At 68.0% G+C, this 26,755-nt stretch carries 26 protein-coding genes, 4 tRNA genes and 1 pseudogene; 17 read left to right on the top strand and 14 right to left on the bottom strand.

Annotation, left to right across the window (positions count from 1 at the left end; all coding sequences use genetic code 11):
- The 3 genes and pseudogenes from AAIL17_RS17300 to AAIL17_RS17290 all read right to left on the bottom strand — a co-directional run.
- Nucleotides 1-151, bottom strand: a pseudogene (locus tag AAIL17_RS17300) (UDP-glucose 6-dehydrogenase); the annotation flags it as partial.
- Between the two features lie 215 nt (nt 152-366).
- The gene (locus AAIL17_RS17295; RefSeq protein WP_424684075.1) at nt 367-1,122 is read right to left on the bottom strand and encodes an FKBP-type peptidyl-prolyl cis-trans isomerase N-terminal domain-containing protein; all 756 of its coding nucleotides are present in this window, start codon (nt 1,120-1,122) and stop codon (nt 367-369) included.
- Nucleotides 1,123-1,275: 153 nt separating this feature from the next.
- Entirely contained in the window at nt 1,276-3,030 is a 1,755-nt protein-coding gene (locus AAIL17_RS17290; protein WP_424684074.1) for a cation:proton antiporter, read from the bottom strand.
- Between the two features lie 149 nt (nt 3,031-3,179).
- Between AAIL17_RS17290 and AAIL17_RS17285 the strand changes: the two genes are divergently transcribed.
- The 3 genes from AAIL17_RS17285 to AAIL17_RS17275 all read left to right on the top strand — a co-directional run bounded on the left by AAIL17_RS17285 (nt 3,180) and on the right by AAIL17_RS17275 (nt 3,455).
- A tRNA-Ala gene (locus AAIL17_RS17285) sits at nt 3,180-3,255 on the top strand.
- A 9-nt stretch (nt 3,256-3,264) separates the two neighbouring features.
- Nucleotides 3,265-3,340 (top strand) — tRNA-Glu (locus AAIL17_RS17280).
- 38 nt (nt 3,341-3,378) lie between these two features.
- Nucleotides 3,379-3,455 (top strand) — tRNA-Asp (locus AAIL17_RS17275).
- A gap of 130 nt (nt 3,456-3,585) precedes the next feature.
- On the opposite strand, the gene AAIL17_RS17270 is transcribed toward AAIL17_RS17275, so the two are convergent.
- Nucleotides 3,586-4,056: a DUF1249 domain-containing protein gene (locus tag AAIL17_RS17270; RefSeq protein WP_424684073.1), complete on the bottom strand. Its 471-nt coding sequence runs from the start codon at nt 4,054-4,056 to the stop codon at nt 3,586-3,588.
- A gap of 16 nt (nt 4,057-4,072) precedes the next feature.
- Nucleotides 4,073-4,888 (bottom strand): posphoenolpyruvate synthetase regulatory kinase/phosphorylase PpsR, encoded by an 816-nt coding sequence (gene ppsR / locus AAIL17_RS17265; RefSeq protein ID WP_424684072.1) that lies wholly within the window; start codon nt 4,886-4,888, stop codon nt 4,073-4,075.
- 222 nt (nt 4,889-5,110) lie between these two features.
- Between ppsR and ppsA the strand changes: the two genes are divergently transcribed.
- Together ppsA and AAIL17_RS17255 are read left to right on the top strand one after the other, a co-directional pair.
- On the top strand, nt 5,111-7,498 hold the full coding sequence (gene ppsA / locus AAIL17_RS17260) for a phosphoenolpyruvate synthase (protein WP_424684071.1): 2,388 nt from the start codon (nt 5,111-5,113) through the stop codon (nt 7,496-7,498).
- A gap of 84 nt (nt 7,499-7,582) precedes the next feature.
- Nucleotides 7,583-7,672: transfer RNA gene (locus AAIL17_RS17255), tRNA-Ser, on the top strand.
- 41 nt (nt 7,673-7,713) lie between these two features.
- Here AAIL17_RS17255 and AAIL17_RS17250 read toward each other — a convergent pair.
- A complete protein-coding gene (locus AAIL17_RS17250; protein WP_424684070.1) occupies nt 7,714-9,723 on the bottom strand; it encodes an MGH1-like glycoside hydrolase domain-containing protein in 2,010 nt (669 codons plus the stop codon).
- A 187-nt stretch (nt 9,724-9,910) separates the two neighbouring features.
- Here AAIL17_RS17250 and AAIL17_RS17245 point away from each other — a divergent pair, with 187 nt between their 5' ends.
- Entirely contained in the window at nt 9,911-10,615 is a 705-nt protein-coding gene (locus AAIL17_RS17245; protein ID WP_424684069.1) for a PP2C family protein-serine/threonine phosphatase, read from the top strand.
- A 4-nt stretch (nt 10,616-10,619) separates the two neighbouring features.
- Here AAIL17_RS17245 and dnaQ read toward each other — a convergent pair whose 3' ends face one another.
- The 3 genes from dnaQ to AAIL17_RS17230 are packed head-to-tail and all read right to left on the bottom strand — an operon-like array spanning nt 10,620 to nt 12,492.
- Complete coding sequence (gene dnaQ, locus AAIL17_RS17240; protein WP_424684068.1) at nt 10,620-11,354, bottom strand: DNA polymerase III subunit epsilon; 735 nt, start codon at nt 11,352-11,354, stop codon at nt 10,620-10,622.
- Entirely contained in the window at nt 11,351-11,794 is a 444-nt protein-coding gene (gene rnhA, locus AAIL17_RS17235; RefSeq protein ID WP_424684067.1) for a ribonuclease HI, read from the bottom strand. The genes dnaQ and rnhA overlap by 4 nt, the downstream gene beginning before the upstream one ends.
- Nucleotides 11,795-11,811: 17 nt before the next feature.
- On the bottom strand, nt 11,812-12,492 hold the full coding sequence (locus AAIL17_RS17230) for a class I SAM-dependent methyltransferase (protein ID WP_424684066.1): 681 nt from the start codon (nt 12,490-12,492) through the stop codon (nt 11,812-11,814).
- A 206-nt stretch (nt 12,493-12,698) separates the two neighbouring features.
- Here AAIL17_RS17230 and gloB point away from each other — a divergent pair, with 206 nt between their 5' ends.
- Nucleotides 12,699-13,463 (top strand): hydroxyacylglutathione hydrolase, encoded by a 765-nt coding sequence (gene gloB, locus AAIL17_RS17225; RefSeq protein ID WP_424684065.1) that lies wholly within the window; start codon nt 12,699-12,701, stop codon nt 13,461-13,463.
- Nucleotides 13,460-14,707, top strand: a complete 1,248-nt coding sequence (locus AAIL17_RS17220) for a transglycosylase SLT domain-containing protein (protein WP_424684064.1) — start codon at nt 13,460-13,462, stop codon at nt 14,705-14,707. The genes gloB and AAIL17_RS17220 overlap by 4 nt, the downstream gene beginning before the upstream one ends.
- A 20-nt stretch (nt 14,708-14,727) precedes the next feature.
- Here AAIL17_RS17220 and asnB read toward each other — a convergent pair whose 3' ends face one another.
- On the bottom strand, nt 14,728-16,674 hold the full coding sequence (gene asnB / locus AAIL17_RS17215; protein ID WP_424684063.1) for an asparagine synthase (glutamine-hydrolyzing): 1,947 nt from the start codon (nt 16,672-16,674) through the stop codon (nt 14,728-14,730).
- 108 nt (nt 16,675-16,782) lie between these two features.
- Between asnB and AAIL17_RS17210 the strand changes: the two genes are divergently transcribed.
- Complete coding sequence (locus AAIL17_RS17210; protein ID WP_424684062.1) at nt 16,783-18,099, top strand: amidohydrolase family protein; 1,317 nt, start codon at nt 16,783-16,785, stop codon at nt 18,097-18,099.
- A gap of 84 nt (nt 18,100-18,183) precedes the next feature.
- A complete protein-coding gene (locus AAIL17_RS17205) occupies nt 18,184-18,630 on the top strand; it encodes a hypothetical protein (protein ID WP_424684061.1) in 447 nt (148 codons plus the stop codon).
- A 21-nt stretch (nt 18,631-18,651) separates the two neighbouring features.
- Here AAIL17_RS17205 and AAIL17_RS17200 read toward each other — a convergent pair whose 3' ends face one another.
- Entirely contained in the window at nt 18,652-19,665 is a 1,014-nt protein-coding gene (locus AAIL17_RS17200; protein ID WP_424684060.1) for a methyltransferase, read from the bottom strand.
- Nucleotides 19,666-19,828: 163 nt separating this feature from the next.
- On the opposite strand from AAIL17_RS17200, the gene AAIL17_RS17195 reads away from it, so the two are divergent.
- The 5 genes from AAIL17_RS17195 to AAIL17_RS17175 all read left to right on the top strand — a co-directional run bounded on the left by AAIL17_RS17195 (nt 19,829) and on the right by AAIL17_RS17175 (nt 23,204).
- Nucleotides 19,829-20,254 carry a pyrimidine dimer DNA glycosylase/endonuclease V gene (locus tag AAIL17_RS17195; protein ID WP_424684059.1) on the top strand — a complete coding sequence of 142 codons (426 nt, stop codon included), beginning with the start codon at nt 19,829-19,831 and terminating at the stop codon, nt 20,252-20,254.
- Between the two features lie 176 nt (nt 20,255-20,430).
- Nucleotides 20,431-20,889 carry a peptide-methionine (R)-S-oxide reductase MsrB gene (gene msrB / locus AAIL17_RS17190; RefSeq protein ID WP_424684058.1) on the top strand — a complete coding sequence of 153 codons (459 nt, stop codon included), beginning with the start codon at nt 20,431-20,433 and terminating at the stop codon, nt 20,887-20,889.
- Nucleotides 20,886-21,395, top strand: a complete 510-nt coding sequence (msrA, locus tag AAIL17_RS17185; RefSeq protein ID WP_424684057.1) for a peptide-methionine (S)-S-oxide reductase MsrA — start codon at nt 20,886-20,888, stop codon at nt 21,393-21,395. The genes msrB and msrA overlap by 4 nt, the downstream gene beginning before the upstream one ends.
- A 252-nt stretch (nt 21,396-21,647) precedes the next feature.
- Complete coding sequence (locus AAIL17_RS17180) at nt 21,648-22,742, top strand: sugar-transfer associated ATP-grasp domain-containing protein (protein WP_424684056.1); 1,095 nt, start codon at nt 21,648-21,650, stop codon at nt 22,740-22,742.
- Nucleotides 22,743-22,847: 105 nt separating this feature from the next.
- Nucleotides 22,848-23,204 (top strand): DUF1428 domain-containing protein, encoded by a 357-nt coding sequence (locus AAIL17_RS17175; RefSeq protein WP_424684055.1) that lies wholly within the window; start codon nt 22,848-22,850, stop codon nt 23,202-23,204.
- A 17-nt stretch (nt 23,205-23,221) separates the two neighbouring features.
- Here AAIL17_RS17175 and AAIL17_RS17170 read toward each other — a convergent pair whose 3' ends face one another.
- Both AAIL17_RS17170 and AAIL17_RS17165 read right to left on the bottom strand, forming a co-directional pair.
- Nucleotides 23,222-24,775 carry an oligopeptide:H+ symporter gene (locus AAIL17_RS17170; RefSeq protein WP_424684054.1) on the bottom strand — a complete coding sequence of 518 codons (1,554 nt, stop codon included), beginning with the start codon at nt 24,773-24,775 and terminating at the stop codon, nt 23,222-23,224.
- Between the two features lie 114 nt (nt 24,776-24,889).
- Complete coding sequence (locus tag AAIL17_RS17165) at nt 24,890-25,480, bottom strand: TMEM175 family protein (protein ID WP_424684053.1); 591 nt, start codon at nt 25,478-25,480, stop codon at nt 24,890-24,892.
- Nucleotides 25,481-25,640: 160 nt separating this feature from the next.
- Here AAIL17_RS17165 and AAIL17_RS17160 point away from each other — a divergent pair, with 160 nt between their 5' ends.
- Both AAIL17_RS17160 and AAIL17_RS17155 read left to right on the top strand, forming a co-directional pair.
- A complete protein-coding gene (locus AAIL17_RS17160; RefSeq protein WP_424684052.1) occupies nt 25,641-26,096 on the top strand; it encodes an SRPBCC family protein in 456 nt (151 codons plus the stop codon).
- Complete coding sequence (locus AAIL17_RS17155; protein ID WP_424684051.1) at nt 26,093-26,443, top strand: ArsR/SmtB family transcription factor; 351 nt, start codon at nt 26,093-26,095, stop codon at nt 26,441-26,443. Before AAIL17_RS17160 ends, AAIL17_RS17155 begins: the two co-directional genes overlap by 4 nt.
- Here the strand turns inward: AAIL17_RS17155 and AAIL17_RS17150 are convergent.
- Nucleotides 26,418-26,755: helix-turn-helix transcriptional regulator (locus AAIL17_RS17150; RefSeq protein ID WP_424684050.1), on the bottom strand; the 338-nt coding region annotated here is incomplete at its 5' end. The genes AAIL17_RS17155 and AAIL17_RS17150 overlap by 26 nt on opposite strands.

The following is a 26,755-nucleotide window of genomic DNA, read 5'->3' as shown; positions in this document are numbered from 1 at the left end:
GGCCCGGCTCGAAGATCGGCACCTCGCCCTGCTTCAGGCGCGCGACCTTCCCCGCGTCCACGTCCACGCACAGTACGTGGTTGCCCATCTCCGCCAGGCAGGTGCCGGTGACCAGGCCCACGTAGCCAGTACCGAACAGGGTGACGTTCATTCGCACATTTCCAACCTGAAAGAACCGGCGATTCTAGCAGGGGCAGAGCGAGGATCAGGCATCGAGGACGGTCCGCGCGGACTTGTTCAAGCGCCCGTCGCAACCTATCGCCGATACGGTGGAGTGCATGGCGAACGCCGCGAAGCGGCACCCGTGCAACGAAAAAGGGCGCGGATCGCTCCGCGCCCTTTTTTGCTGCTTGCGAACGAGGCGGCTTATTTGCCCGCGTCGCCCTGGCCACCGGCCGGCGTCGGGCCGGTCTTGACCAGGGTCACGTCGAAGATGATCGTGGCGTTCGGCGGGAAGCCATTCTGCGGCTGCGCGCCGTAGGCCAGGTTCGACGGGATGTAGAGCATGTAGTGCGCGCCCGTTTTCATCAGCTCCAGGCCTTCGCGGAAGCCCGGGATCACGCCCTGCAGCGGGATGTCGGCGGGCTTGTTGCCGTGGTCGGCCGAGGCGTCGAACTTCTCGCCACTGACGAACGTGCCCACGTAGTTCACCTGCACGGTGTCGCTCGGGCCCGGACGCGCGCCGGTACCTTCGCTGATCACCTTGTACTGCAGGCCCGAAGCGGTGGTCTTCACGCCCGGCGCGCTCTTGTTCTTGGCCAGGAAGGCTTCGCCCTTGGTCTTGTTCTCGGACGCGACCTTCTCGTACTGCGCCTTGGCCTTGGCCTGCAGCTTGGCGACGAAGGCGTCGCGCACGCTCTTGGCCTCGGCCTCGCTCATCGTCGGCTTCTGGCCCGACAGCGCCGACTGCACGGCGCGGGCGACCGTTGCCGGGTCGATTTCCTCACGCACCAGCGGCGGCAGCTGGTTCGCCAGGTCCCAGCCGACCACGTAGCTGGCCTTGGTCTTGTCGACCGTGCCGGCGGCGCCAGATTTGGCGGCCTGGGCGTGGACGCCCGCGGTCATGCCCAGCGCAACGGCCAGCGCGGCCGCCGTCAGCGTGGGACGGAGAAAATGCTTCATTCGTAACTCCCTCGTTTAAGAATGTGCCGGCAATGCGACCGGGCCTCCCCGATGGAGGCAGGCGGGGCATTGTGAGGCGCGTCGAGCGGTCTTGGCAACGACACCGGCACTCGACCGTTAGGCTGGAGAAAGGTTCCCCCGGTCTTCACATGCCTAATCGTCCGGCGAAGGCCGCTCCAGGGTGTCGCGCAGGGCCGCCTGCAGCCGGGCGTGCATCTTCACCAGCGCACGCCAGAGCACCGCCGACAGCAGCACCCCCGCCACCAGCAGCACGATCGCCACGCCGCGCGGCGGCAGGATCGCCGAGCCGAGCACGCTGACCAGCAGCCCGAGGGCCAGCAGCGTGCCCAGCGGAATGAGCCGCGCCAGTACGCTGCGCATGGCATGGGTGTAGCCGCCGGCGAAATGCTCGCGGATGCCCAGCTCCGCCAGCAGCATGCCCAGCGCTTCGGCCTTGCGGTAGATGGCGATCAGCATCGGCAGCGAGCAGAACAGCGCCACCGCGAAGATCAGCGAATGGCGCATCTCGCGGTTCGCCCCCATGGCGGAGAACCAGGCCCAGTTGTGCGCGTTGACGTAGGCGCCGATCACGAACAGCGTCACCACCAACACCACGTTGACCCCGATGTGCCAGAACAGGCGGCGCAGCATGGCCGCGATCATCGCGTTCTGCTCCACCGGCTTGAGGCTGCCCAGCCAGCCCGAGTAGCTGGTGAGCAGCAGCCGCAGCGGCCCCGGCGCCACCCGCCGCATACCGTCCACGATGCCGTTGGCATGCCCGACCAGGTAGGGCGAGGCGGCCATGCAGACCACCGACACCGCCACCGCCGTCGGATAGATGAAATCGCTCACCACGCCCAGCGACGCGCCCAGCGCGGCGATGACGAACGAGAACTCGCCGATCTGCGCCATGCTCAGGCCGGTGCGGATCGAGGAACGCGCTTCCTGCCCTACCGCCACCATGCCCATGCCGACCGCGAGCGTCTTGCCGACCATCACCACCACCGCGATGCCCAGCGCCGGCAGCGCGTACTGCCACAGCAAGGCAGGATCGATCTTCAGGCCGATCGCCACGAAGAACAACGCGGCGAACATGTCGCGCAAGGGCTCGACCAGCCGCATCACGCGATGGGCGTTGCGCGCCTCGGCGATTACCGCGCCGGCGAGGAACGCCCCGAGCGCAACGCTGAAACCCAACGACGCGGCGAACAGGCTGGCGCCGAAGCAGACGCCCAGCGCACTCACCAGCAGTGTCTCGTCGCGGCCGAACCCGGCCACGTAGTCGATCAGCCGCGGCAACAGCAGCAGCCCGAGGATCATGCCAGCCACCACGAAAAGACCGACCTGCCCCACCACGGCCAGTGCCGTACCCGCTTCCATCGCGCCGCCGATCGCCACCGCGCTCAGCACGGTCAGGATCACGATGGCCAGCACATCCTCGGCCACCAGGATGCCTACCACGCGCTGCGCGAACGGCAGGTGGCGCAGGCCGCCTTCGGCGAGCGTACGGGTCGCGACCATGGTGGAAGACAGCGAGATGAGCGCGCCGAGAAACAGCGCGTCCATGTTGTTCCAGCCCATCAGTTCGCCCACGCCCGTGCCGATCCACAGCATCAGGCCCACCTCGATCACCGCGACCATCAGCACGCCCATGCCGACCTCGCGCAGCTTGCGCACGCTGAACTCCAGGCCGAGCGTGAACATCAGCAGCACGACGCCGAGATTGGAGATGTCGTCGATGGCTCGCGGGTCGCCCACGAGCACGCCGGGGGTGTGCGGACCGATCAGTACGCCGGCCAGGATGTAGCCCAGCAGCACGGGCTGGCGCAGGCGCTGGAACAGCACCGTGGTGGCGCCAGCCACGATCATCACCATGGCGAGGTCGCGAATGAAACCGATCTCGTGCATGCGTGCTCCGGTGGGTGTGGCCGACCAGCTTACGTCACCACGCGGAGGTGTCGATGGGCGCAAGTGCGCGTGACAGAAGCGCGCAGAATTTTCGAAAAAACGCTTGACGGATTCGCGAACCCTGCCTATTCTTTCGGGCTTCCAGCGGCGGGGCCATAGCTCAGCTGGGAGAGCGCCTGCATGGCATGCAGGAGGTCGGCGGTTCGATCCCGCCTGGCTCCACCAACCTAATCCGTCCCCATCGTCTAGAGGCCTAGGACATCACCCTTTCACGGTGGCGACCGGGGTTCGAATCCCCGTGGGGACGCCAAGGTTGGTCTCGCACTTTGTGTAGCTGGAAGACAACGCGGAGCGGTAGTTCAGTCGGTTAGAATGCTGGCCTGTCACGCCGGAGGTCGCGGGTTCGAGTCCCGTCCGCTCCGCCACTAATGAGAAACCCGCCGAGTGCGGGTTTTTTGTTGGGCGTTGTTTGTGCGTTCGTCTTGAATGCGAAGGCAAAAGCGGCCATCGATGGCCGCACTCTTCGCAAGGGCTTCGCCCTGGAGTGGGCTCCGATCACTCGCCCGTTTCGATTTGCTCGAGCGTTCCGGCCGAGTGTCCCTGTCCGGCCAGGTACTCCAGCCAGCGCGAAAGAAAGCCGTTCATGCGCAACCGATGCTGCAGCACCGTGTGCGCTTCCGGGAACGGGCCCAGCACCTGCCAGAGATGTCGCCCCGGATGGCAGTGCAGCGCCTCGGCCACGTGCGCATCGGTGTACATGCGCAACTGGGCCGACGGCGACGGATGCCCGGTGTGCGCGTCGACGAAGCCGTAGGTCAGTTCCAGTTCCAGCGTGTACGGATGGCGCTCCTGCACGTGCATGTGCACGTCCAGACCGTCGTCCACGCTCGAGCGGTAGCGCCCGGGCGCGAGCGTCTGGGGCGCGAACAGGTGCGCCAGGCGGTGATAGTTCTCCGCATACAGCCCCATCAGGAACTCGAAGCGTCCCGGGAGCAAGGATGCGCGGTTGTCCAGTACGGCACTCATCAGGTTCGGATATACCTCAAAACATGGTGCGCTCGATACCGAAGCGCTCGAAGATCTTGCTGGCGATCTCCTCGATGGAAACGTGTGTGGTGTTGAGCGAGGAGATACCCGCCTGGCGCATCAACCGCTCGGCCTGCTCCAGCTCCCAGCGGCACTGCTTCAAGGTGGCATAGCGACTGCCGGGCCGGCGCTGCTCGCGGATCTGCGCCAACCGCTGCGGGTCGATGGACAGTCCGAACAGGCGATCCTTGTAGGGCGCGAGCCGCTTGGGCAGTTCCAGCTTGTCCAGGTCGTCGTCGGTCAAAGGATAGTTGGCGGCTTTGACGCCGTAATGCAAGGCCATGTACAGGCAGGTGGGCGTCTTGCCCGAGCGCGACACGCCGACCAGGATCAGGTCGGCCTGCTCGTAGTCCACGTCGATGCCATCGTCGTGCGCCAGTGCGTAGTTGGTCGCGTTGATGCGCGCCTCGTACTTGTCGAAATCGACCAGACCGTGCGAGCGGTTCACCGCACCGGAGCGCTTGGCGCCCAGTTCCTCCTCCAGCGGTCCGATGAAGGGTGCGAACACGTCCAGCATCAGGCCGCCGCTCTGCGCGACGATGTCGCAAAGCGCACGGTCGGCCATCGTGTTGACCACGATCGGCCGCTCGCCGGTCTGCGCGTAGCGCGTCTTGATGCGCAGCGCAGCGGCCTCGGCCTTATGCGTGTCGTCCACGAACGGCAGGCGATGCTTGTCGAACTGGATGCCCTCGAACTGGGCGAGGATCGAATTGCCGATCGTCTCCGCGGTAATACCAGTGGAGTCGGAGATGAAGAAAACCGTGCGTTGCATGCGGATGTCCGTTCGCCCTTGGATGGTTTGCATGGAACCTTAGCGCATGCGCCAAAGCCCGTGTTCGCTTGACTCGCGGCTGACTGGTATGCAGTTGGCCCGGCATCGTGAACAAATGGTCTTCTTGTGCCGTGCACCATCGGCAGCGGACAATACCAGTCCTTTGCGGCCGAAAAATCGGCGCAGCGCAGCGATTACCCAAGCTTTACTAAGGAGAGTCCCTTGAACGACCTGGTGCTTTGGCTGGACAACCTGCGCATGACCGACCTGGGCAAGGTCGGCGGCAAGAACGCCTCGCTCGGCGAGATGATCGGCAACCTCGCCAAGCTCGGCGTCTCGGTGCCCGGCGGCTTCGCCACCACGGCCGATGCGTTCCAGCAGTACCTGGACAAGAGCGGCGTGGCCAAGCGCATACGCGCGCGACTGGACGGCCTGGACGTGGAAGACGTCGAAGCGCTGACCGTCGCCGGCAAGGAGATCCGCAGCTGGGTCACCGAAACGCCGCTGCCGCAGGAACTGGACCAAGCCATTCGCGACGCCTACGCCAAGCTGTGCAAGGACGCCGGCGCGGAGAACATCGCCGCCGCCGTGCGCTCGTCGGCCACCGCCGAGGACCTGCCCGACGCCTCCTTCGCCGGCCAGCAGGAAACCTTCCTCAACGTGGTCGGCATCGACGACGTGCTGCACAAGGTCAAGGAAGTCTTCGCCTCGCTCTACAACGACCGCGCAATCGCCTACCGCGTGCACCAGGGCTTCAAGCACGAGGACGTGTTCCTCTCCGCCGGCGTGCAGCTGATGGTGCGCTCGGACATCGGCGCGTCCGGCGTGCTGTTCACGCTGGACACCGAGTCGGGGTTCCGCGACGTGGTGTTCGTCACCGGTTCCTACGGCCTCGGCGAGATGGTCGTGCAAGGTGCGGTGAACCCCGACGAGTTCTACGTCTTCAAGCCCACGCTCAAGGCGGGCAAGCCCGCCCTGCTCCGCCGCAGCCTCGGCGCCAAGCAGCAGCGCATGGTCTATTCGGACAAGCCCGGCGAGCGCGTGCGCATCGAGGAGACGCCGGCCGAGCTGCGCAACAAGTTCTGCATTTCCGACGAGGACGTGCAGGAGCTGGCCAAGCAGGCGCTGGTGATCGAGCAGCACTACGGTCGCCCGATGGACATCGAGTGGGCGAAGGACGGCAACACCGGCAAGCTCTACATCGTGCAGGCGCGCCCGGAGACGGTGAAGTCGCGCGCCCACGCCACGCAGCTCGAGCGCTTCCAGCTCAACGAGAAGGGCAAGGTGCTGGCCGAGGGCCGTGCCATCGGCCAGAAGATCGGCTCGGGCAAGGCCCGCGTGGTCAAGTCGATCAGCCAGATGCACGAGTTCCAGAACGGCGACGTGCTGGTGGCGGACATGACCGATCCCGACTGGGAGCCGATCATGAAGCGCGCCGCCGCCATCGTCACCAACCGTGGTGGCCGTACCTGCCACGCCGCGATCATCGCGCGCGAGCTGGGCGTGCCGGCGGTGGTCGGCACCGGCAACGCGCTGCAGACGATTCCCGACGGCGCCGAAGTGACCGTGTCCTGCGCCGAGGGCGACACCGGCATGATCTACGAAGGCAAGCTCGCCTTCGACCGCATCACCGCCGACCTGGGTGCCATGCCCGAGGCGCCGCTCAAAATCATGATGAACGTCGCCAACCCCGAGCGCGCGTTCGACTTCGGCATGCTGCCCAACGCCGGCATCGGCCTGGCGCGCCTGGAGATGATCATCGCCAGCCACATCGGCGTGCACCCGAAGGCACTGCTCGAATACAACCGCCAGGACGCCGAGACCAAGGCGAAGATCGACGAGCGCATGGCCGGCTACGCCGATCCCGTGAGCTTCTACGTCGACCGCCTGGCCGAAGGCATCGCCACCATCGCCGCCTCGGTGTACCCGAAGCCCGTGATCGTGCGCCTGTCCGACTTCAAGTCCAACGAATACGCCGGCCTGATCGGCGGCTCGCGCTACGAGCCGCACGAGGAGAACCCGATGATCGGCTACCGCGGCGCCAGCCGCTACGTCGACGCCGGCTTCGCCGAGTCCTTCGCGCTGGAGTGCAAGGCGGTCAAGAAGGTGCGCGAGACGATGGGCCTGTCCAACGTCTGGGTGATGATCCCGTTCGTGCGCACGCTGGGCGAAGGCCGCAAGGTGATCGAGGTGCTCCAGAAGAACGGCCTCAAGCAGGGCCAAAGTTTTGATGGAGAGCCGGACCTCAAGATCATCATGATGTGCGAGGTGCCGTCCAACGCCCTGCTCGCCGATGAGTTCCTGGACATCTTCGACGGCTTCTCGATCGGATCGAACGACCTCACCCAGCTCACCCTCGGCCTGGACCGCGATTCGGGCATCGTCGCCAACCTGTTCGACGAACGCGACCCGGCGGTAAAGAAGCTGCTCGCCCTGGCGATCAAGACCGCCCGCGAGAAAGGCAAGTACGTAGGCATCTGCGGCCAGGGCCCCAGCGACCACCCGGACCTGGCCGAGTGGCTGATGGACCAGGGCATCGAGTCGGTCTCGCTCAACCCCGACACGGTGGTCGACACCTGGCTGCGGCTGGCGAAGAAGAAGGCCGGCTGAGGTCGGGCAGGCTCGCCGGGAGCGCTTGTCAGGGCTCCCGGCTCCACGTAAAATCGCCGGCTCGCGTCGACCCGCGACCCTTTAGGAGAGGTGGCAGAGTGGTCGAATGTACCTGACTCGAAATCAGGCGTACGTGTAAGCGTACCGTGGGTTCGAATCCCACCCTCTCCGCCAGTAGCATGAAGCCCCGATCCAGTGATCGGGGCTTTTTGTTTTTACCGTGCCCGGCTTGCGTCCTGGAACATCAACAGGTAGCTGGCCGCCGACCAGCTGAAGTTGGGCGACTGGTAGCCGTGGCCGGTGAGCGGATCGTAGTTCTCGTAGATGGGCGTCTGCCCTGCCAGGCCTTGTGCGTTCAGCACCAGCCGGCGCGCCATCGCGTCCGCGTCGCGGGTATGGCCGTAACGGCGAAGCGCCTCGACGCCGAACCAGGCCTGGTCCAGCCACACCGGGCCGCGCCAGTAGCCCTTGATCGGCGAGAAGCGCGGGTCGTTCCTCGCGAGCGTCGGGAACGGCATGACGGTGGCGAAGTGCTGCGGGTCGAGCATGACGCGGGCCACGGCGTTCGCCTGCCCCTGGTCCGCAAGCCCGGCCCACAGCGGTGTCCAGCCTTCCGCGCCGAACACGCGCACGGCTTCGCCCGTGCCCAGGCGGGTGTCGAAGAACCAGCCGGCCGAGGCGTCGAACATCCGCGCGCGGACGGCCTTGCCGAGGGCCTGGGCCTCGGCGAGCCAGGCGGCACGGTCGCGCGGCTTGCCCAGCGCCGCGGCGGCGTCGGCGAGCTCCAGCTTCTCGCGGTAGAGATAGGCGTTGAGATCGACCGATTCCTGATCCAGCGACCAGGCGCCCTCGCCGTTCCTGACCATCGTGGCGGCATCGAAACGCACCGCGTTGTCCATGCCGCTTTCCCACGCCGCAGCGATGCGCGTGCCATCGGTGGAACCGAATTCCGCCAGGCCGTTGCCGTCGTGGTCGCGCGCGGCGGACCACCAGCGGTGGTAACGCACCAGCTTGTCGTACATCTGCGCGAGGAAGGCCTTGTCGCCGGTGGTGCGGTAGATCTCCATCGCGGCCCAGGCAGCCAGCGGCGGCTTGCTGTCGCGGCGGTTGTTGTCGGCACGGTCCAGGTAGATGCAGTCGATCACCATGCCGTCGGGCAGCTGGTAGTCGAACATGGCGCGCATCTGCTCGCGCGCCAGGTCGGGCGCGAAGCGGGCCAGCGCCGCCGCGTGCTTCCACGAATCCCAGGCCCAGAAGCCGTTGAAGTCGGGATTGGAGTACGAAGGGATCACGCCGTCGTGGCGCAGATCGCCGCGTGCCGCGCGCCAGTTGGCGATCAGCGTCTGCACGGCCTTGAGCGCGACGTGGTGGACGGTCGCATCCGGCACGCCTGGCAGATGGGTGGTGGCGACGTAGTCGAGGTAGCCGCGCCAGCGCGCGCGGTTGCGTGCCCAGGCCGCCTTGGCATCCACCAACGGCGGCGGCGTGGTGGCGTCGTAGAGCAGTGCCTGCTCAAGGAAAAGCGTGGCCGTTCGCCCCGGCTCCAGCGACAGCGGCCGGCGCAGCGCGATGCGGTAGCCGTTGCCCTGCACGGTGGCTTGCGCGTCTTCCGCGCGCCACCGCGTGAGCAGCGTCGAGGGCGAACCGGAAAAGCGCTGCGTCACCAGGCCGCCGTTGGCTTCCAGTTGTGTCTTTGCGGAAGGCAGCGCGCTGCCTTCCACCGTCACGTCCACCGAGCGCGCGCGAGTGGAGGTGAGCTCGATGCGCACCAGCGCGCGCCGGGAATCGGCGAAGAACAGGGTCTGGCGCACCGCCAGGCCGGGGGCGGCGTCATCGCGCTGCAGGTAGCCGGGACCGGCGTGTTCACCGATCGGCACCAGCGCCAGCGCGCCCTGCCCGCCCGCATCGCGCAGGACCAGCCGCGCGAAGCGCGCGCCGACCCAGCGTCCGCCCTCGAGGCTGTGTACGAACGGTCCGGAGAATCCGCCCGCCTTGTCGTCCGTGGGCGGCAGGCTGTAGCCATGCCATGAGCCGGCATCGAAGAAGATGTTGAAGCTGCGATCGGACGGGTCGCGGGGAGCGCCGTGCAGATCCAGCACGTCCAGGTAGGGCGCATCCGTCGTGCGGGCGTGGTTGAGCGTGTCGGCCCGCAGATGGGCGACCGGCAGGACGAGGGCGAGGAACAACACCAAGGCGAGCTGCCGTTTTATGGCGAGGAAAGGCACGAACGTTCTCCATCCAGTCCACGCGAAGCGCACACACACGGCAAGATCGACGATCCCTTGCCGTGGCTTCGCGCAACAAACACCCATGTTCGCCGATGTTGGCCATCGAGCCCAGGCCGCGCGTGCAGCCTTTGCGCGCCCGGGCGTCATCCGGCATGCTGCGTGCCGCTTCCACGGCCCATCGCCCATGATCGAGTTCGGACACGGCACCCACGTCGGCCTGCGCCGCACGCGCAACGAGGACACCTATTACGCCGATCCGGCGCTGGGCCTGTTCCTCGTCGCCGACGGCATGGGCGGACACCAGCATGGGGAAGTCGCCTCGGCGCTGGTGCGCGATGCGATCGTCGAGCAGGTCGGGCGTGGATGCGGGCTGGTCGAGGCGGTGCGTAGCGCCGGCGAACGGCTCTTCAGGCATTCCAGCGCCGCGGCGGACCAGCTGCCGATGGGCACGACGGTGGCCGCGCTGCGATTGTCCGGCGACCGCTACGAGGTGGCCTGGGTCGGCGACAGCCGCATCTACCTATGGCAACACGGCGCGCTGCGGCAGGTCAGCCACGACCATTCACTGGTGCAGGAACTAGTGGCCGCGGGCCAGCTCGACCCGGCGTTGGCCGAGCGCCACCCGCAGCGCAACGTGCTGACCCAGGCATTGGGCGTCACCGCGATCGAGCACCTGCACATCGGCATGGCGCGCGGGCCGGCCGAACCGGGCAGCCGCTTCGTGCTTTGCAGCGATGGCCTGACCGAAAGCCTGTCCGACGCGGCGATCGCGCGGATCGTCGGCCGCACCGACCTGGCCGCGCAGGAATGCGTCGATCACCTGCTCCTCGCTGCGCTCGATGGCAGCGCGGACGACAACATCACGGTGATCCTGGCGCGCGTGAGCTGAACGCTCAGGCCTCGGCCGCCACCGCCTCGGGCCGCTCCAGCCGACGCCACACGCTGCCGCTCTGGGCCGCCTTGTCGAGTGCATCCAGCCGCTGTTCGTGCGCGGCCAGTTCGGCTGCGTCGGCACGCAGCACGCGCGGGCGGCGCAACAACGTGACCGGTGCCAGCACGGCGGCACCGGCTTCCTCGTGGGCGCCCTCGAAGGCCAGGTCCAGCACCACCTGGCCGGAGGTCATCGCCAGGTAGACGTCGGCCAGCAACTGGGCGTCGATCAGGCCGCCGTGCAGGTCGCGCGCGGAGTTGTCCACGCCCAGGCGCTTGCACAGCGCATCCAGGCTGTTGCGCTGGCCGGGATAGCGCTCGCGCGCCATCGCCAGCGTGTCGATCACGCGGCAGCGGTCGCCGATGCAGCCCAGGTGCGCGCCGACGCGCGCCAGTTCCGCATCGAGGAAGCCGACGTCGAAGCTGGCGTTGTGGATGATCAGCTCGGCATCGCCGATGAAGGCGAGGAAGTCGTCCGCGACGTCCGCGAAGAACGGCTTGTCGAGCAGGAACTCGTCCTCGATGCCGGTGACCTGCCGCGCGCCCTCGTCGATCGCGCGCTCGGGATTGAGGTAGGTCTGCCAGTGCCGGCCGGTCGGACGGCGTTCGACCAGCTCCACGCAGGCGATTTCGATCAGCCGATGCCCCTGGCGCACTTCCAGGCCGGTGGTCTCGGTATCCAGAACGATCTGTCTCATGCCCTGCCCCTGTGGCGCTCGGCCTGCTCGCGCGCGGCGGTGTCGACGCGTTCGTTTTCCACGTGGCCGGTGTGGCCGCGCACCCACGCCCAGCGTACCTGATGCGGCGCTTTCGCCGCTGCCAACCGCTCCCACAGATCCTGATTCTTCACCGGCTTCTTGTCGGCGGTGCGCCAGCCGTTGGCGACCCACTTGGGCAACCATTGCTCGATGCCCTGCATGACATAGCGCGAGTCGGTGGTGAGCACCACCTTGCACGGGCGCGTCAGTGCTTCCAGCGCGCCGATCGCGGCCATCAGCTCCATGCGATTGTTGGTGGTGGCCGGCTCACCACCTGAGAACAGGCGCTCGACGCCCTTGGCGCGCAGCAGGGCGGCCCAGCCGCCGGGCCCGGGATTGCCCAGGCACGCGCCGTCGGTAAACGCTTCGACTTCGATCATCGTTCCTCGCGAAAGAATCAGGCGGCGGCGTTGCGGCGCGCGCCGGGCGCGAGGCCGGCGACCGGCGCCGCGGCGATCGCACGCGGACGCAAGCGGATCGGCGCGGCCGCCTGGCGCCGCTTGCGCGCGATCAGCAGGTAACCGCCACCGAGCGGGCCGCCATGGTGCGGCACCACCGCCGAGCTCGGCCACATCGGACCGACGCGCTGCACGCGCTCGACATTCAGCTCCGCGCCGCGCAGCCAATGGCCGATGCGCAGCGGCGATTCCAGGCTCACGCCACGCTGGCCGCGCCACAGCAGCCACGGCAGCCAGCCGCTGGCCGGGTGCATGCCGGTCAGCGCCAGCATGCCTCCGGGGGCGAGCACGCGGGCCGCTTCGCGCAGCAGGTCTTGCGGACCGGGCGCCACTTCCAGCGCATGGCTAAGCAGTACCAGGCCGAAGGCGTCGTCCACGAACGGCAGCGGCTCGTCCAGGCGCGTGTGCAGGTCGCCGGCGCAACGGTTGCCGTCCAGGTGCAGCTGCACCCAGCGATCGAGCATCGGCGAGGCCGGCGTGGCGTCGCGCGCCACGGCGGACACCTGCAACGCATAGGCGCCGGCGCAGCGCTGCAGTTCCGGGGCCAGCGCCTGCGCCTCTGCGGCAAGCAGGCCGCGCATCGGCTTGCTGGCGTAGATGTCTTGGTCGCGTTGAGGCATGTCGCGCCTGTTTCGCCGCAAAACGAGAGTGTAGCGGCTGAGGGTCGGAAGCGCGCCACCGGTCGCGGAATGCGCCGCCAGGCTGAACGCGGATCACACATTTAACGGCTCACTAACGAGTGGCCCGGATACGGCACTTATAGTCGGGCGCTTCGCGCAAGCCGGATGCCTGCGCCAGTCGATACGAAAGGCTGCGGAGACCGTTCTTGCACGTCGTACCGTTACCGGCGCTTGCCGACAACTACATCTGGTTGCTGCATGACGACGACGGCCAGGCCGTCGTGGTCGATCCGGGCGAAGCCGCGCCGGTGGAAGCCGCCCTGTCCGCGCGCTCGCTGCGCCTGCAGGCGATCCTGCTGACCCATCATCATGGCGACCACATTGCCGGGGCCGCTGCATTGCGCGAGCGCCACGGCGCGACCGTCTACGCCCCGCGTGACGAGCGCATCGGTGCCGTCGATCGACAGGTGGGCGACGGCGACGTCGTCACGCTGGATCGGCCGCAAGCCCGCTTCGAGGTGCTCGAAGTGCCGGGCCACACCCGCAGCCACATCGCCTATGCCGGCGAAGGCCTGCTGTTCTGCGGCGACACCTTGTTCAGCCTCGGCTGCGGGCGCCTGTTCGAAGGCACGCCGGCGCAGATGCTCGCCTCGCTGGAGCGTCTGGCCGCGCTGCCCGGCCATCTCGAGGTGTGCTGCGGCCACGAATACACCGAGGCCAACGGCCGTTTCGCGCGACAGGTCGACCCGACCAATCGTGCGTTGGCCGACCGCTGCATCGAAGCCGCCGATGCACGCGCCCAGGGTCGCCCCACCGTGCCCGTGCCGCTGGCCAGCGAGCTGGCCTGCAATCCCTTCCTGCGCATCGACAGCGAAGCGCTGGCCGATTGGGCCGGGCATCGACACGCCGCCGGTGGTCGGGTCGAACGCTTCGCCGCACTGCGCGCCGCCAAGGACGTCTTCCAGGGATGAGACACGTACTTCGACCGCTGCCGCTGACCCTGTCGCTGCTGCTCGCCGCCTGCGCCACCGCGCCGATCCCGCAGCCAGCACCATCCAAGGCCCAGGCGCCCGTGGCCGTCGTGCCGGACGTCGCCGCCGGCGCCCCGGCAAGCCCGCAGGCACCTGCCGCCACGAATGTATGGGAGCGGCTGCGCGGCAGCTTCGCGATGGCCGACTGCGCCGCCGATCCGGCGATCGACGTCTGGGCCCGCCGCTACACCCGTTCGCCCAAGCACTTCGAGGCGCAGATGCGGCGGGTGCTGCCGCGCCTGTTCTACGTGCAGGAAAGCGCGCAGCGGCATGGCGTGCCGGGCGAGTTCGCGCTGCTGCCCTGGGTGGAAAGCCACTTCATCCCGGTCGCGCCGCGCAAGAACCGCGCCGCGGGCATGTGGCAGATCATGCCGGGCACGGCCCGCCACATGGGCCTGGCGGTGGAACGCGACTACGACGGCCGGCTCGACGTGCCGGCCGCCACCGACAAGGTAATGGCCCTGCTCAAGGGCTACCACGACCACTTCCAGGACTGGCGCCTGACCGATTACGCCTACAACGCCGGCCGCTACGGCATCGATCGCCTGGTCAAGCGCGACGGCACGCCGCCGGCCGAACCGGCGGTGCCCACATTGCCAGTGCGTGCGGGCACCCGTCAGCACCTGGTCAAGCTGATGGCGATCGCCTGCGTGGTGCGCGAGCCCGGACGCTTCCACGTCACGCTGCCGACGCTGGAGGAAAGCCAGCAACTGGTCACCGTCGAGGTAGGCCAGCGCCTGACGCTGGACCAGGCCGCGCAACACGCCGGCCTGCCGCGGGCCGCGCTGGCCGACCTCAACGCGGCCTACCGCAACGGTCTCATCGACACCCGCCACGGCGCTCGCCTGCTGCTGCCACGCCAGCATGCCGACCGGTTGCGCACTGCGTTGCTGGCGCAGGCGGTCGGCGGCCCCAGCGACCTGGTCGCCAGCGTCAGCGCCCAGCCCCGGTTGCCCGACCTGGACGACGATGACCAACCCGTCACGAGCGAGGCCGAGCACATCCCCGCGACGCCGACACTCGATGCGTCCGCACCGCCGACCCATGTGGTCCGTCGCGGCGAGACGCTGTCCGGACTGGCCCGGCACTACGGCGTGAAGGTCGCCCAGCTCAGGCACTGGAACCATCTGAGTGACAACGCCATCCGCATCGGGCAGAAGCTCACGGTGGGCGCAGCCAACTGACGGGCGCGTGCGGCGGCGGATCAACCGCCGCTGCGCACCGTGGCGCGGCTCTGCCGCCAGTAGTCCTGCCACGCTTGAAACATCAACACGTTCCACAGGTGCGTGTGCCACTTCCGCTCACCCTGGCCGAAGCGTTGCCACACCTGTGCGATCGCCGCCGCATCCAGCACGCCTTCGGCGGCCAGGCGCTGCGGCGACAGCAGGTCGCCCGCCCAGGTCTTCAGGTCGCCGCGCAGCCACGCTGTCACCGGCGCGCCGAAGCCGCGCTTGCCCCGGTGGACCATCGAGGCCGGCAGGTAGCGCAGCAGCACCTGCTTGAGCAGAAACTTGCTCACGCCTTCGCGCAGCTTCATGTGCAGCGGCAGCGACCAGGCGAACTCCGCCACGCGCCAGTCCAGCAGCGGCGCACGCGCTTCCAGGCTTACCGCCATGCTGGTGCGGTCGACCTTGCACAGCAGGTCGTCGGGCAGGTAGCTGACGAAGTCGGCAAGCATCATCGCGTCGGCCGGCGTGCCGGCGCCATCGAGCGGATCGGCCAGGTGGTAGAACGACTCGAGCGCCCGCGCGCCCGGCACCACCGCGGCCGGATCGCGCCAGCGCGTCACACGGTTGCGATAGACGTCACCGATGCCCCGCGCGCCCATCTCCGCCAGCAGCGCGGCCAGGCCGCCACCGCGCGACGCCTCGCCCTGCCCCTGTGCGATCCGCGCGAGCGGCTGGCGCAACGCAGAAGGCACGCGCGAGAGCATCCTCCAGTTGCGCAGCGCGCGCTGGTAGCGGCCGTAGCCGAAGAACAGCTCGTCGCCGCCATCACCGGACAGCGCCACCGTGACGCCGCCACGCGCCAGCCTGGCGACCAGCGCCGTGGGCACCTGCGAAGCATCGGCAAACGGCTCGTCGAACATCGCCGGCAGTTGCGGCACCACCGACAGGGCGTCGGCACCACTGACGTAAAGCTCCGTGTGGTCGGTGCGCAGGTGCTCCGCCACCTCGCGCGCCAGCGGCGCCTCATCATGGTGCGAGCCCTCGAAGCCGATGCTGAAGCTGTGTACCGGCCGCGTGCTCTGCGCCTGCATCATCGAGGTGACGATGGACGAATCAGTGCCGCCGGAGAGGAACACGCCCACCGGCACGTCGGCGACCATGCGCAAGCCGACGGCGTCGCGGAGCAGATCGTCCAACTGATCTTCCGCCTCGGCATCCGTGCCGGTGAATGGCGCCGACAACGCGACGCGCATGCGCTCGCGCGCGTCCCAGAACGGCCGCTGCGCCCGTTCCGGCTGATGGAACGCCGCGCCGGCGGCTACTGACGCCGCATTCATGCGCAGCAGGCGGCCGGGCATCAGTTTGAACGTGTGCTCGTGAATGCAATGCGGCGCCGGGATGTAATCCAGCCGCAGCAGCAACGTGAGGGCATCGCGGTCGATGCCGTTGTCGAAATCGGGATGGCGCCACAGCGCCTTGAGCTCGGAACCGAACACCAGCGTCCCGCCGGCCCAGCCGTAGTACAGCGGCTTCTTGCCGACCCGGTCGCGCGCCAGCCAAAGGCAGCGTTCGCTGCGGTCCCACAGCGCCAGCGCGAACATGCCGTTGCAACGGCGCAGGCTTTCCTCCACGCCCCAGGCGGTGAACGCGGCGAGCAATACTTCGGTGTCGGAGTGGCCGCGAAAGCTCGCACCGAGCGCTTGAAGTTGCACGCGCAGTTCGCTGAAGTTGTAGATCTCGCCGTTGTAGGCCAGCACGTAGCGACCGTCAGCCGACGCCATCGGCTGGTGTCCCAGCGGCGACAGGTCGAGGATGCTCAGGCGCTGGTGCGCCAGCGCCATGCCGGCCTGCGCATCCACCCAGGTGCCATGATCATCCGGCCCACGGTGCCCGATCGCCGCACCCATCGCACCGGCCAGCGACGCGAGTTCTTCTTCCTGCCGCTCCGGCGAAGGCAGCAGCAGGCCCGCCAATCCACACATGGTTCCGTTCCAGTCGATCGATCCGGCCCTTATACCCGAAAAGGTCCCGGAGCCTTCGTGCCGGTGATACAAAGACGGGCCAGGCCCCATGTGAAAAGGAACCGATCCATGTCCCTGCACACGCCACGCCGTACCCTCGCTGCCCTGCTCGGCCTGCTGCTCGCCGGAAGCGCGCTTGGCGCTGCGCCTGCCAGCAAGCCCGCCGACCATCCGCTGTTGCTCAAGGCCGACCGCGTGTTCGACGCGCGCAGCGAGCAGGCGCACGCAGGCTGGGTGGTACTGGTGCAGGGCGACAGGATCGCCGCGGTCGGCCCGGCCGCGCAGGTGCAGGCGCCACCCGGCACGGAGACCATCGACCTGCCCGGCACCACCTTGCTGCCCGGCCTGATCGACGCGCACTCGCACATCTTCCTGCACCCGTACAACGAGACCCTGTGGAACGACCAGGTACTCAAGGAAAGCCTGCCCTACCGCACCATCGAAGCCGTGCAGCACGCGCACGACACGCTGATGGCCGGCTTCACCGCGCTGCGCGACCTGGGCACCGAAGGCGCCGGCTACGCCGACGTCGACGTGCAGCACGCCATCGACCAGGGCCTGATCCCCGGCCCGCACCTGTTCGTCGCCACCCGCGCCACCATCGCCAGCCACTGCTACGGCCCCGGCCCGATGGGCTTCCGCAGCGACATGGACCTGCCGCAGGGCGGCATCCCGGTCAGCGGCGTGCCGCAGATGATCGACGCCGTGCGCGACCAGGCCGGCCACGGCGCCGACTGGATCAAGATCTACGCCGACTACCACTGCGGCAAGAGCCATGGCTCCGTGCCGACCTTCAGCGAGGAGGAATTGAAGGCCGGCGTCGAGACCGCGCATTCGCTCGGCCTGCCGGTGTCGGTGCACTCGACCACGCCCGAAGGCATGCGCCGCGCCGTGCTGGCCGGCGTCGACACCATCGAGCATGGCTACGGCGGCACTGCCGAAGTATTCGCGCTGATGAAGAAGCACGGCGTCGCCTTCCTGCCCACGCTGGAGGCCGAAGCGGCCTACGCCCAGTACTTCCGTGGCTGGAAGCCTGGCCTGCCGCCGGACGCCGACATGCAGCAGGCCGCCCACGCCTTCAGGCTGGCGATGGATGCCGGCGTCACCATCGGCAACGGCAGCGACGTCGGCGTGTTCACCCACGGCGACAACTACAAGGAGCTGGAGTGGATGGTGCGCGACGGCATGCGCCCCACCCAGGCCCTTCTCGCCGCCACCGCAGTGGACGCGAAGATCCTGCGCCAACAGGACAGGTTCGGTCAGCTCAAGGTGGGGATGGAGGCGGACATCATTGCCGTGCGAGGTGACCCCACCGCGGACATTGGCGCGCTGGCCCATGTGCCGTTTGTGATGAAGGACGGCGTGGTGTACAAACGGCCCGATTAGGGCGAAGCATGCGGGTCGTCCGCACAATGGATTTGTGCAAGGACAAGACTTCTTCTTGTCCGTCTTTCATCAGGAGCGATGATCATGGCGAAGCCGCAGGCAACCTATCTCCGCGACCGCAGCAGGGACAAGATCCATTTCGAAGCCCCGCGGTCCAGGTCACGCGTAGCGATCCGCAACGCGAGCATCGAGGATTTCTACAACGCCCTCTGCATCGTGACCTGGAAGGACGTCGCGACGTGGCGCCGCGCAATCGCCGCCTTGGCGGACGATCTCCAGCACAACCGCCCGCTTTCAAAAAGCAGCGAGAAGGCGGAAGCGATCAGCAAGTTCATTGGCGATCTTCGCGAACACCTCGAGAAGATCGAAGCCCGCAGCCATTTCCAGGCGCAAATACTGGTGCACACGGAAACGCTGCTCCGCGCTCCGCGTCCGCTGGCGCCTGCCGACCTCACGTTGCCGATGGTCATTGCGGCCCTTCACATATTCGAAGTGCTCGTCCGCAGGCATTTCCGGGGCGCCCGGCGTTAGGGAGGTTGCGGTCGGCATGGATCACTTGATGCCTACCACCATCGAGTCCGGCCCGACCAGGTGCTCCACGCTCGCTTGCCTGAAGCCGGCGTCCTTCATCCAGCCGGCGCAATCGGCGCCGGTGTAGTCGAAGCCACCGGGCGTCTCGATCAGCATGTTGAGGCTCATCAGCAGGCCGAAGGCGTTTTCCTTGCGCTCGTCGTCGATGATCGACTCGTACACCACCAGCGCGCCGCCCTCGGGCAGCGCGTCGTACGCCTTGGCTATCAGCATGCGTTTGGTGGGCAGGTCCCAGTCGTGCAGGATGTGGCCCATCAGTACGACGTCCGCCTTGGGCAGCGCCTGTTCGAAGAAGCTGCCGGGGGCGAAATCGACGCGGTCGGCGACGCCGAGGGCGCGCATGTGCTCCTCGAAGATCGGACGCACCGGTGGGAGGTCGAAGCCGGTGCCGTGCAGGTGCGGATGGGCCAGCGCGATCTGCGCGGCGAGGTCGCCCTGTGCCGTGCCTACATCGACGAAGCTGCGGTAATCCTTCCACGGGAACTGGCGGGCGATCGCCAGGTTGGCGCCACGGCTGATGCCGGTCATCGCGGCGAGGAATTGCTTGAGTCGCGCCGGATCGGCGTACAGCGTGTCGAACAGGTTCGGTTCCCCGTGCGCGATCTCGTTCTGCGGCAGGCCGGTGCGCAGCGCCTCGGTCAGGCCGGCCCAGAACGGGTAGAGGCGCGCGTTGGCCATTTCCAGGATGCCGCCGACGTAGGACGGCTTGCCGCGATCGAGGAATAGATCGGTCTCGGCCGTGTTGGCGTAGCGGCCGTCCACACGCGCGAGGAAGCCGAGCGCCACCAGCGCGTCGAGGAAATCGCCCGCCGCGCGCGGGTGCAGCCCCAGGGCGTCGCGCAGGCCTTGCGGGTCCCGCGGGCCGCTGGCCAGCTCGGTGAACAGGCCGAGTTCGATCGCGCTGAGCAGCGTCTTGGAGGCCCAGAACGCCAGGCCGGTCTGCAGGATGGTGTCGGGCGTGGGTTGCGCTTGCATGCGGGTCGCTCCGGCGGGCACCGCGCGAGCGGTGCGGGTGCGTCGGCCCGGGGACATGCGTAACCGGAACCCGGGGGCCGGCGAAGCATCAGGGTGTCTCCCCTACCCGGTACGCGGGTCGGGGAGCGCCATAATGCCACCCGCTCCGTTGACCGGCCTTCACATGCGCCTCTGGACCCTGCACCCCAAGCACCTGGACCGCCAGGGCCTGCTCGCCCTGTGGCGCGAGGGATTGCTGGCGCGCGCCGTGTTGCGCGGCGAGACGCGCGGTTACCGGCAGCATCCGCAACTCGAGCGCTTCCGTGACCACGCGACGCCCGAACGGGCGATCGATGCCTACCTGGCGGCCGTGCAGGAAGAGGCCGCTTCGCGCGGCTATGCCTTCGACCGGGGCAAGCTCGGGGTGATCGAGTGCGTGCCCGCCATGGCCGCGACGGAGGGACAACTGGCCTACGAATGGCAGCACCTGCTGCGCAAGCTCGCCGTGCGCAATCCGCCGCTGGCCGAGCGTTGGGGCAAGGAAGCGCCCGCTTGCCATCCGCTGTTCGTGGTCGGGCCCGGCCCGATTGCATCCTGGGAGAGGCCCTGACCGACGGCGCTGCTTGGAACGTTCAGGCCCGGCCCCCATTCAAGGCCAGGCCTGAGGGACTGAAGAACCGATGGAATCCCCCGCGTTCGCGGGAATGACGACAGGCCACGGAAAGCCGTTCCGCAAGCACGCGTCCGTCGACCGACCGCGACGCCATGCAGCCACACGAGGTAGCCATGCCGACCTACAGCAAGACGCCCGAGGCGCTCGCCCGCCTCACTCCCGAGCAGTTCCGCGTGACCCAGCAGAGCGGCACCGAGCGGCCGTTCGACAACGCATTCAACGACCACCACGAGGCGGGCCTCTACGTCGACGTGGTTTCCGGCGAACCGCTGTTCACCTCGCTGGACAAGTTCGACAGTCATTGCGGCTGGCCGAGCTTCAGCCGTCCGGTGGAACCGGCGCATGTGGTCGAGAAGCACGACGCCAGCCACGGGATGATCCGTACCGAGGTGCGCTCCAGCCACGGCGACAGCCACCTGGGCCACGTCTTCCCGGACGGGCCGCGCGATCGCGGCGGCCTGCGCTACTGCATCAATTCGGCCTCGTTGCGCTTCGTCCCGCTCGACGCGCTCGAGCGCGAGGGCTACGGCGAGTACCGCAAGCTGTTCGACACGAAGGAGGCCAACCGATGAGCACCGAACGCGCCATCCTCGCCGGCGGCTGCTTCTGGGGCATGCAGGAACTGCTGCGCCACCAGACCGGCGTGATCGCCACCCGCGTGGGCTACGCCGGCGGCGACGTGCCCAATGCCACCTACCGCAACCACGGCAGCCATGCCGAGGCGGTGGAGATCCTGTTCGATCCCGAAAAGATCAGCTATCGCCGCCTGCTGGAGTTCTTCTTCCAGATCCACGACCCGAGCACGCCCAACCGCCAGGGCAACGACCGCGGCAGCAGCTACCGCTCGGCGATCTACTACACCAGCGAAGCGCAGAAGCGCGTCGCCGAGGACACGATCGCCGACGTCGACGCTTCCGGCCTCTGGCCCGGCAAGGCGGTGACCGAGGTGGAACCGGCCGGCGATTTCTGGGAAGCCGAGCCGGAACACCAGGACTACCTGCAGCACTACCCGACCGGCTACACCTGCCACTTCGTGCGGCCGGAATGGAAGCTGCCGCGGCGCGCCGAGGCCGGTTAGGCACGCGACTGCCCGTTTGTGCCCCGGCCCGCACGCGCCGGGACGCACCTTCACCGCCCCTTGATGCCACGCCCGGTATCACGCGCGGGCCCTCATGCGCGGTGCACTCAACGCCCCGACACACGGACGTCCGGACATCGAGGACACGCAACGCGCCGGCGTGACACCTTCTGCATCCTTCGCCTGATCACCGGCCGGCCACACCGCCAACCACGACGTCCCGAAGCGTTCCCCGTTCGAGCCAGCGCCGCCATGACCCTTTCCGTCAAGTCGTTGAGCAAGCGCAGCATGGCTGTCGCGCGGCACGTCTATGCCGACCTGTGCCAGCGGCAGCGCCAGTCGCATTACAACCACAAGGCCGAGGTCGTGCTGCGCGCCGTGGAAAGCCAGCGGGGCCGCACCGATTCAACCGCCGTGCGGCAAGCGGACGAGTATGCGCGGGAAGTGCTGGGCAGCGCCATGTACGCACCCTGGCTGCGTGTCTACGCGGCGGTCAGCGGCGGCTTCCGCGAGGGCTGGATCCCCGACAACTACTACGGCCTGGTGGTAGATACGCGCAAGAACGGCGACGCGGCCAAGATCGCGCAAATCAAGTCGTTCACCGGCCGTATCCTCGACACCGATGCTCTGCCGGATCTGGCCTATGCGATCGACGGCCTCTACTACTCGCGCGAATACCGGCCGGTGTCACAGCAGCAACTGGTGGACATCCTGTTCGCACGCGACGAGCGGGCGGTGTTCAAGGCCGACAATTCCAGCCAGGGCCGCAGCGTGGTCTTCATGATGCGGAAGGATTTTTCCGCGGACCGCCCGCTGCGCCTGCCTGATGGCGTCTTCCAGGCGCCCATCCGCCAGCACGATTTCCTCGCGGCGTTCAGCCCTACGGCCATCGCCACGGTGCGCATCACCACCGCCCGCGAACTCGACGGCCGCATCACGGTCAAGGCCGCCTATCTGCGCCTTGGCCGCACCAGCGACGAGATCGTGCGTAGTCGCAGCCATGTGCGGGTGGCGGTCGATCCGGTCAGCGGCGAACTGGCGGAGAGCGGATACCTGCACGACTGGCGCCGCACCGACACCCACCCGGACACCGGCCTGGGCTTCGCCGGCCAGGCCATCCCGCATTTCGACAAGGCCGCGCAGCTGTGCCGCTCGCTCCACCAGAGCTGCCCGCACATGTCATGTCTGGGCTGGGACCTGTGCATCGACCGGGACGACAAGCCGCAACTCATGGAATGGAACTCACGCTTCAACGACATCAAGTTTTCCGAGGCCACGACCGGTCCCTGCTTCCGCGGCCTGGGCTGGGAAAACCTGTGGCGGCAGGCGGCGCTCGAGCCGGCCTGACGGCCTGCGGGCAACCGGAAGAAAACCCATCCTTGCGGCTTCCTGTCGAAATCCGTGCGCGCCGACCGTCGCTACCAGGCAATCCCACTCTCAAGGAGCCATGCCATGTCCTACATCGACGGTTTCGTGATCGCCGTGCCCACGGCCAACAAGCAGCAGTTCATCGACCACGCCAAGCATTTCGACGCGATGTTCCTCGAGTTCGGCGCGACCCGCATCTGCGAGTGCTGGGGCGACGACGTGCCCGAGGGCAAGCTCACCGACTTCCGCCGCGCCGTGCAGGCCACGGCGGAGGAGACGGTGGCGTTCTCGTGGATCGAATGGCCGGACAAGGCCACACGCGACGCCGGCATGAAGAAGATCATGGAGGACCCCCGCATGGGCCCCGACACCCCGATGCCATTCGACGGCAAGCGGATGATCTTCGGCGGGTTCGCGCCGGTGGTTTCGCTGGACGCGTAGGCGCGCCCCGATCTGCCCTAGTGCGCGCGGTAGTAGTCGACTTCCCGGTACCGCCGCGCGTACAGCCCGAACGCCAACGCCGCCAGCAACGCGAACGCGGCGAAGAAGAACATCTGGAACGCGATCGTGCTGAGCCCGCTGCGCGCGATCGAACCGGTGACGGCGTCATTGCGCACGGCGGCGTTGGCCAGCAGCACCCACAGGTTGCCGATCGTGGTGGTGAGATTCCAGAAGCTCATCACCACGCCCTTCATCGACGCCGGCGCCTGGCTGTAGGCGAATTCCAGGCCGGTCGCCGAGACCAGCACCTCGCCGAAGGTGAGCAAGGCATACGGCAGCACCTGCCAGGTGATCGACAGCGCGTCGCCGCCGTCGATCGCCACCTGCAGCGCGCCCACCACGATCCACGCCAGGCCGCTGAAGGCGATGCCCGCGGTCATTCGCCGCAGCGCGGTGGGCGCATAGCCCAGCCGACGCAGCAGCGGGTAGAGCATCAGGTTGTTGAACGGGATCAGCAGCATCACCAGCATCGGGTTCAGCGCCTGCATCTGCGCCGGGTGGAACCAGTCGGGCATGCTCATGCGGCCGCCCTGCACCACCCAGGTCGAGGCCTTCTGGTCGAACAGCGAGAAGAACGGCGTGGTCAGCGCGAAGATCACCAGCACCCGCAGCACGTTGCGCGCGCCGTCGACCGCCGCGTCCGGATGCACGCCGCGGGCTCGCTCCATCTGCATCCAGGCGCCGCCGCCGACGCCGGCGATCAGCGCCACCAGCGCCAGGCAGGCGGCGATCACGAAGCCCAGGTCGGGAATCAACGCAAAGGAAGCCAGCGCCACCAGCACGCCAGCCCCGGCGGCCCACAGGCCCGGCCGCGCCTGTCCCGGCCGGTGGCTGAGCAGCGCCGTGCGGACCACGCGCGAGAACGCGTTCTCGTCCGGCGCTGCCGGCGGCACCATCACGTACTGGCGCCGGCCCAGCCAGAACACCACCGTCGCGACGAACATCAGCGCACCGGGAATGCCGAACGCGACCGCCGCACCGAACTGGCGCAGGAAGATCGGCATCAGCAGCGACGCGAAGAACGAGCCGAAGTTGATGATCCAGTAGAACGCGTCGAACACCACCTTGGCCAGGTGCTTGTTCGACTGGTCGAACTGGTCGCCCACGAACGAGGCCACCAGGGGCTTGATGCCACCGGCGCCCAGCGCGATCAGCCCCAGGCCGACGAAGAAGCCGACGCGGTGGTCCTCGAAGATCGCCAGGCAGGCGTGCCCCAGGCAGTACACCAGGCTCATCCACAGCACGGTGTGGTACTTGCCGAAGAAGCGGTCGGCGATCCAGCCGCCGAGCAACGGGAAGAAGTACACGCCGATGACGAAGCTGTGGAACACGTCCTTGGCCGCCAGCGTGCGCTCGGCCTCGGGCATGTAGGCCAGCAGGCTGCTGATCAGGAACGGCGTGAGGATGTTGCGCATCCCGTAGAACGAAAACCGCTCGCAACCCTCGTTGCCGATGATGTAGCCGATCTGCCGCGGCAGGCGGCCGTCCTGGTCGTTGGTGGTCGTGCTCATCCGGACTCCCGTCTTCGGAGACTCGCCCACGGCGCTCCCCTGGACGCCCGACTCTATCAAGTAGGGTGGGCTTCAGCCCACCATGCACGGCGCGGAAGGCGGGCTGAAGCCCATCTACGGCTTTGGATTGCCGCGTTCCATGGCGCCCTCGATGCGTCGATCCGGCACCAGCCACATCACCGCCACCGCCGCGTACAACGCCTGCGCGATCCACGCGGCCCACAGCGTGGCCGCGATGCCCAGCGCATACAGCACGGGCGAGAGCTTGCCCTTCCAGTCGCTGCCGATCGCGCGCCCGAGCACCGACTCATGGCCGTGCAGGTGGATCAGCGTCCGCTGCAGCAGCCAGTACGCCAGCGCCGCCATCAGCAGCACGAAGCCGTAGGCGGCCGTGGGCGCGGCGGCGAAGTGATTTTCGCCCATCCAGGCGGTGGCGAAGGGAAACAGCGACAACCAGAACAGCAGGTGCAGGTTCGCCCACAGGGCGCCGCCGGAAACCTGCCGGGAGGCCGCCAGCATGTGGTGGTGGTTGTTCCAGTAGATGCCCACGTAGACGAAGCTCAGCACGTAGCTGAGCAGCACCGGCAGCAACGGCGCGAGCGCCGCCAGCGAGCTGGCGTGCGGCACCTTCAGCTCCAGCACCATGATCGTGATGATGATGGCGATCACGCCGTCGCTGAAGGCTTCCAACCGGCCCTTGCCCATGGATTGCGTTCCCCTCGAATCGAGCACGCGGCGACTGTAGCAAGAAGCTTCCGGGCCAAGGAGCCCGTACACCGTTTCCGGGACGGCACCGCAACAAGCAACCCAAAGGTTGCTTTTCGACATCGACGGGCGCACCCTACATGCAACCAGGAGGTGGCATATGAACGACCGCATCGAAAAGCGCATCGCACTGAAGGCCCCGGTATCCCGCGTGTGGCGCGCGCTGACCGACCACGAGCAATTCGGCGCCTGGTTCCAGGTGAAGCTGGAGGCGCCGTTCGAACCCGGCAAGGAAGCCGTCGGGCGGATCACCCATCCCGGCTATGAGCACGTCACCTGGCGCGCGGTGGTGCGGCAGATGGTGCCCGAGCGGCTGTTCTCGTTGAGCTGGCACCCGTATGCCGTGAAGCCGGACGTGGATTACTCGGACGAGCCGCAGACGCTGATCGAGTTCCGCCTCGAGCCGCACGGCGAGGGCACCCTGCTGACCCTGACCGAGTCGGGTTTCGAGCGCATCCCCGCCGACCGCCGCGACGAAGCGTTCCGCATGAACGAGGGCGGCTGGACCCAGCAGATGGAGAACATCCGCCGCTACGTCGAAGAGACCGCGCCGTGATCGCTCGCGCCCGCCCGCGCCCGCCGCAGACGCCGGCGCGCGCGGCCGGCGTGTTCGCCGCGCTGGGCGATCCCACGCGGCTGGCGCTGGTCAACCGGCTCAGCGACGGCTCGCGCCGCTCCATCGCCCAGTTGAGCGAGGGCCACCCGGTGACCCGTCAGGCGATCACCAAGCACCTGCGCGTGCTCGAAGGCGCGCGCCTCGTGCGGCAGGAACGCGCCGGCCGCGAACGGCTGTACGCACTGGACCCGGCGCCGATCGAGGAACTGCGCCGCTACATCGACTGGGTTTCCGGCCAGTGGGATGCGCGACTGGCCCGGCTCAAGGCGCTGGTGGAAGAAACATAGCGGAGCCGCGTCGCACGGCGCGCACCCTGCCCGCCCGGTAGGCCGCCGGACTGGCGCCCATCCAGCGCCGGAAGCTGGCGTGGAAGGTCGACAGATCCGCGAAGCCCGCCTCCAGCGCGACCGTGGCGACCGGCACGGCCGATCCTCGCAGCAGCCGCGCGGCCCGTTCCAGCCGCGCGCGCAGCACGAAGCGGTGCGGCGTGGTGCCGACCACGCGGGCGAACGTGCGCAGGTAGTGGTATGGACTCATCGCCGCGTCCGTGGCCAGGCGCGCAAGCGGCTGCGGCGCATCGAGCGCCTGCTCGATGCGCC

It is taken from the genome of Frateuria sp. YIM B11624 (genome assembly GCF_049727805.1).
Taxonomy (GTDB): domain Bacteria; phylum Pseudomonadota; class Gammaproteobacteria; order Xanthomonadales; family Rhodanobacteraceae; genus Frateuria_A.
This window is presented reverse-complemented; position numbering and strand designations above follow the sequence as displayed.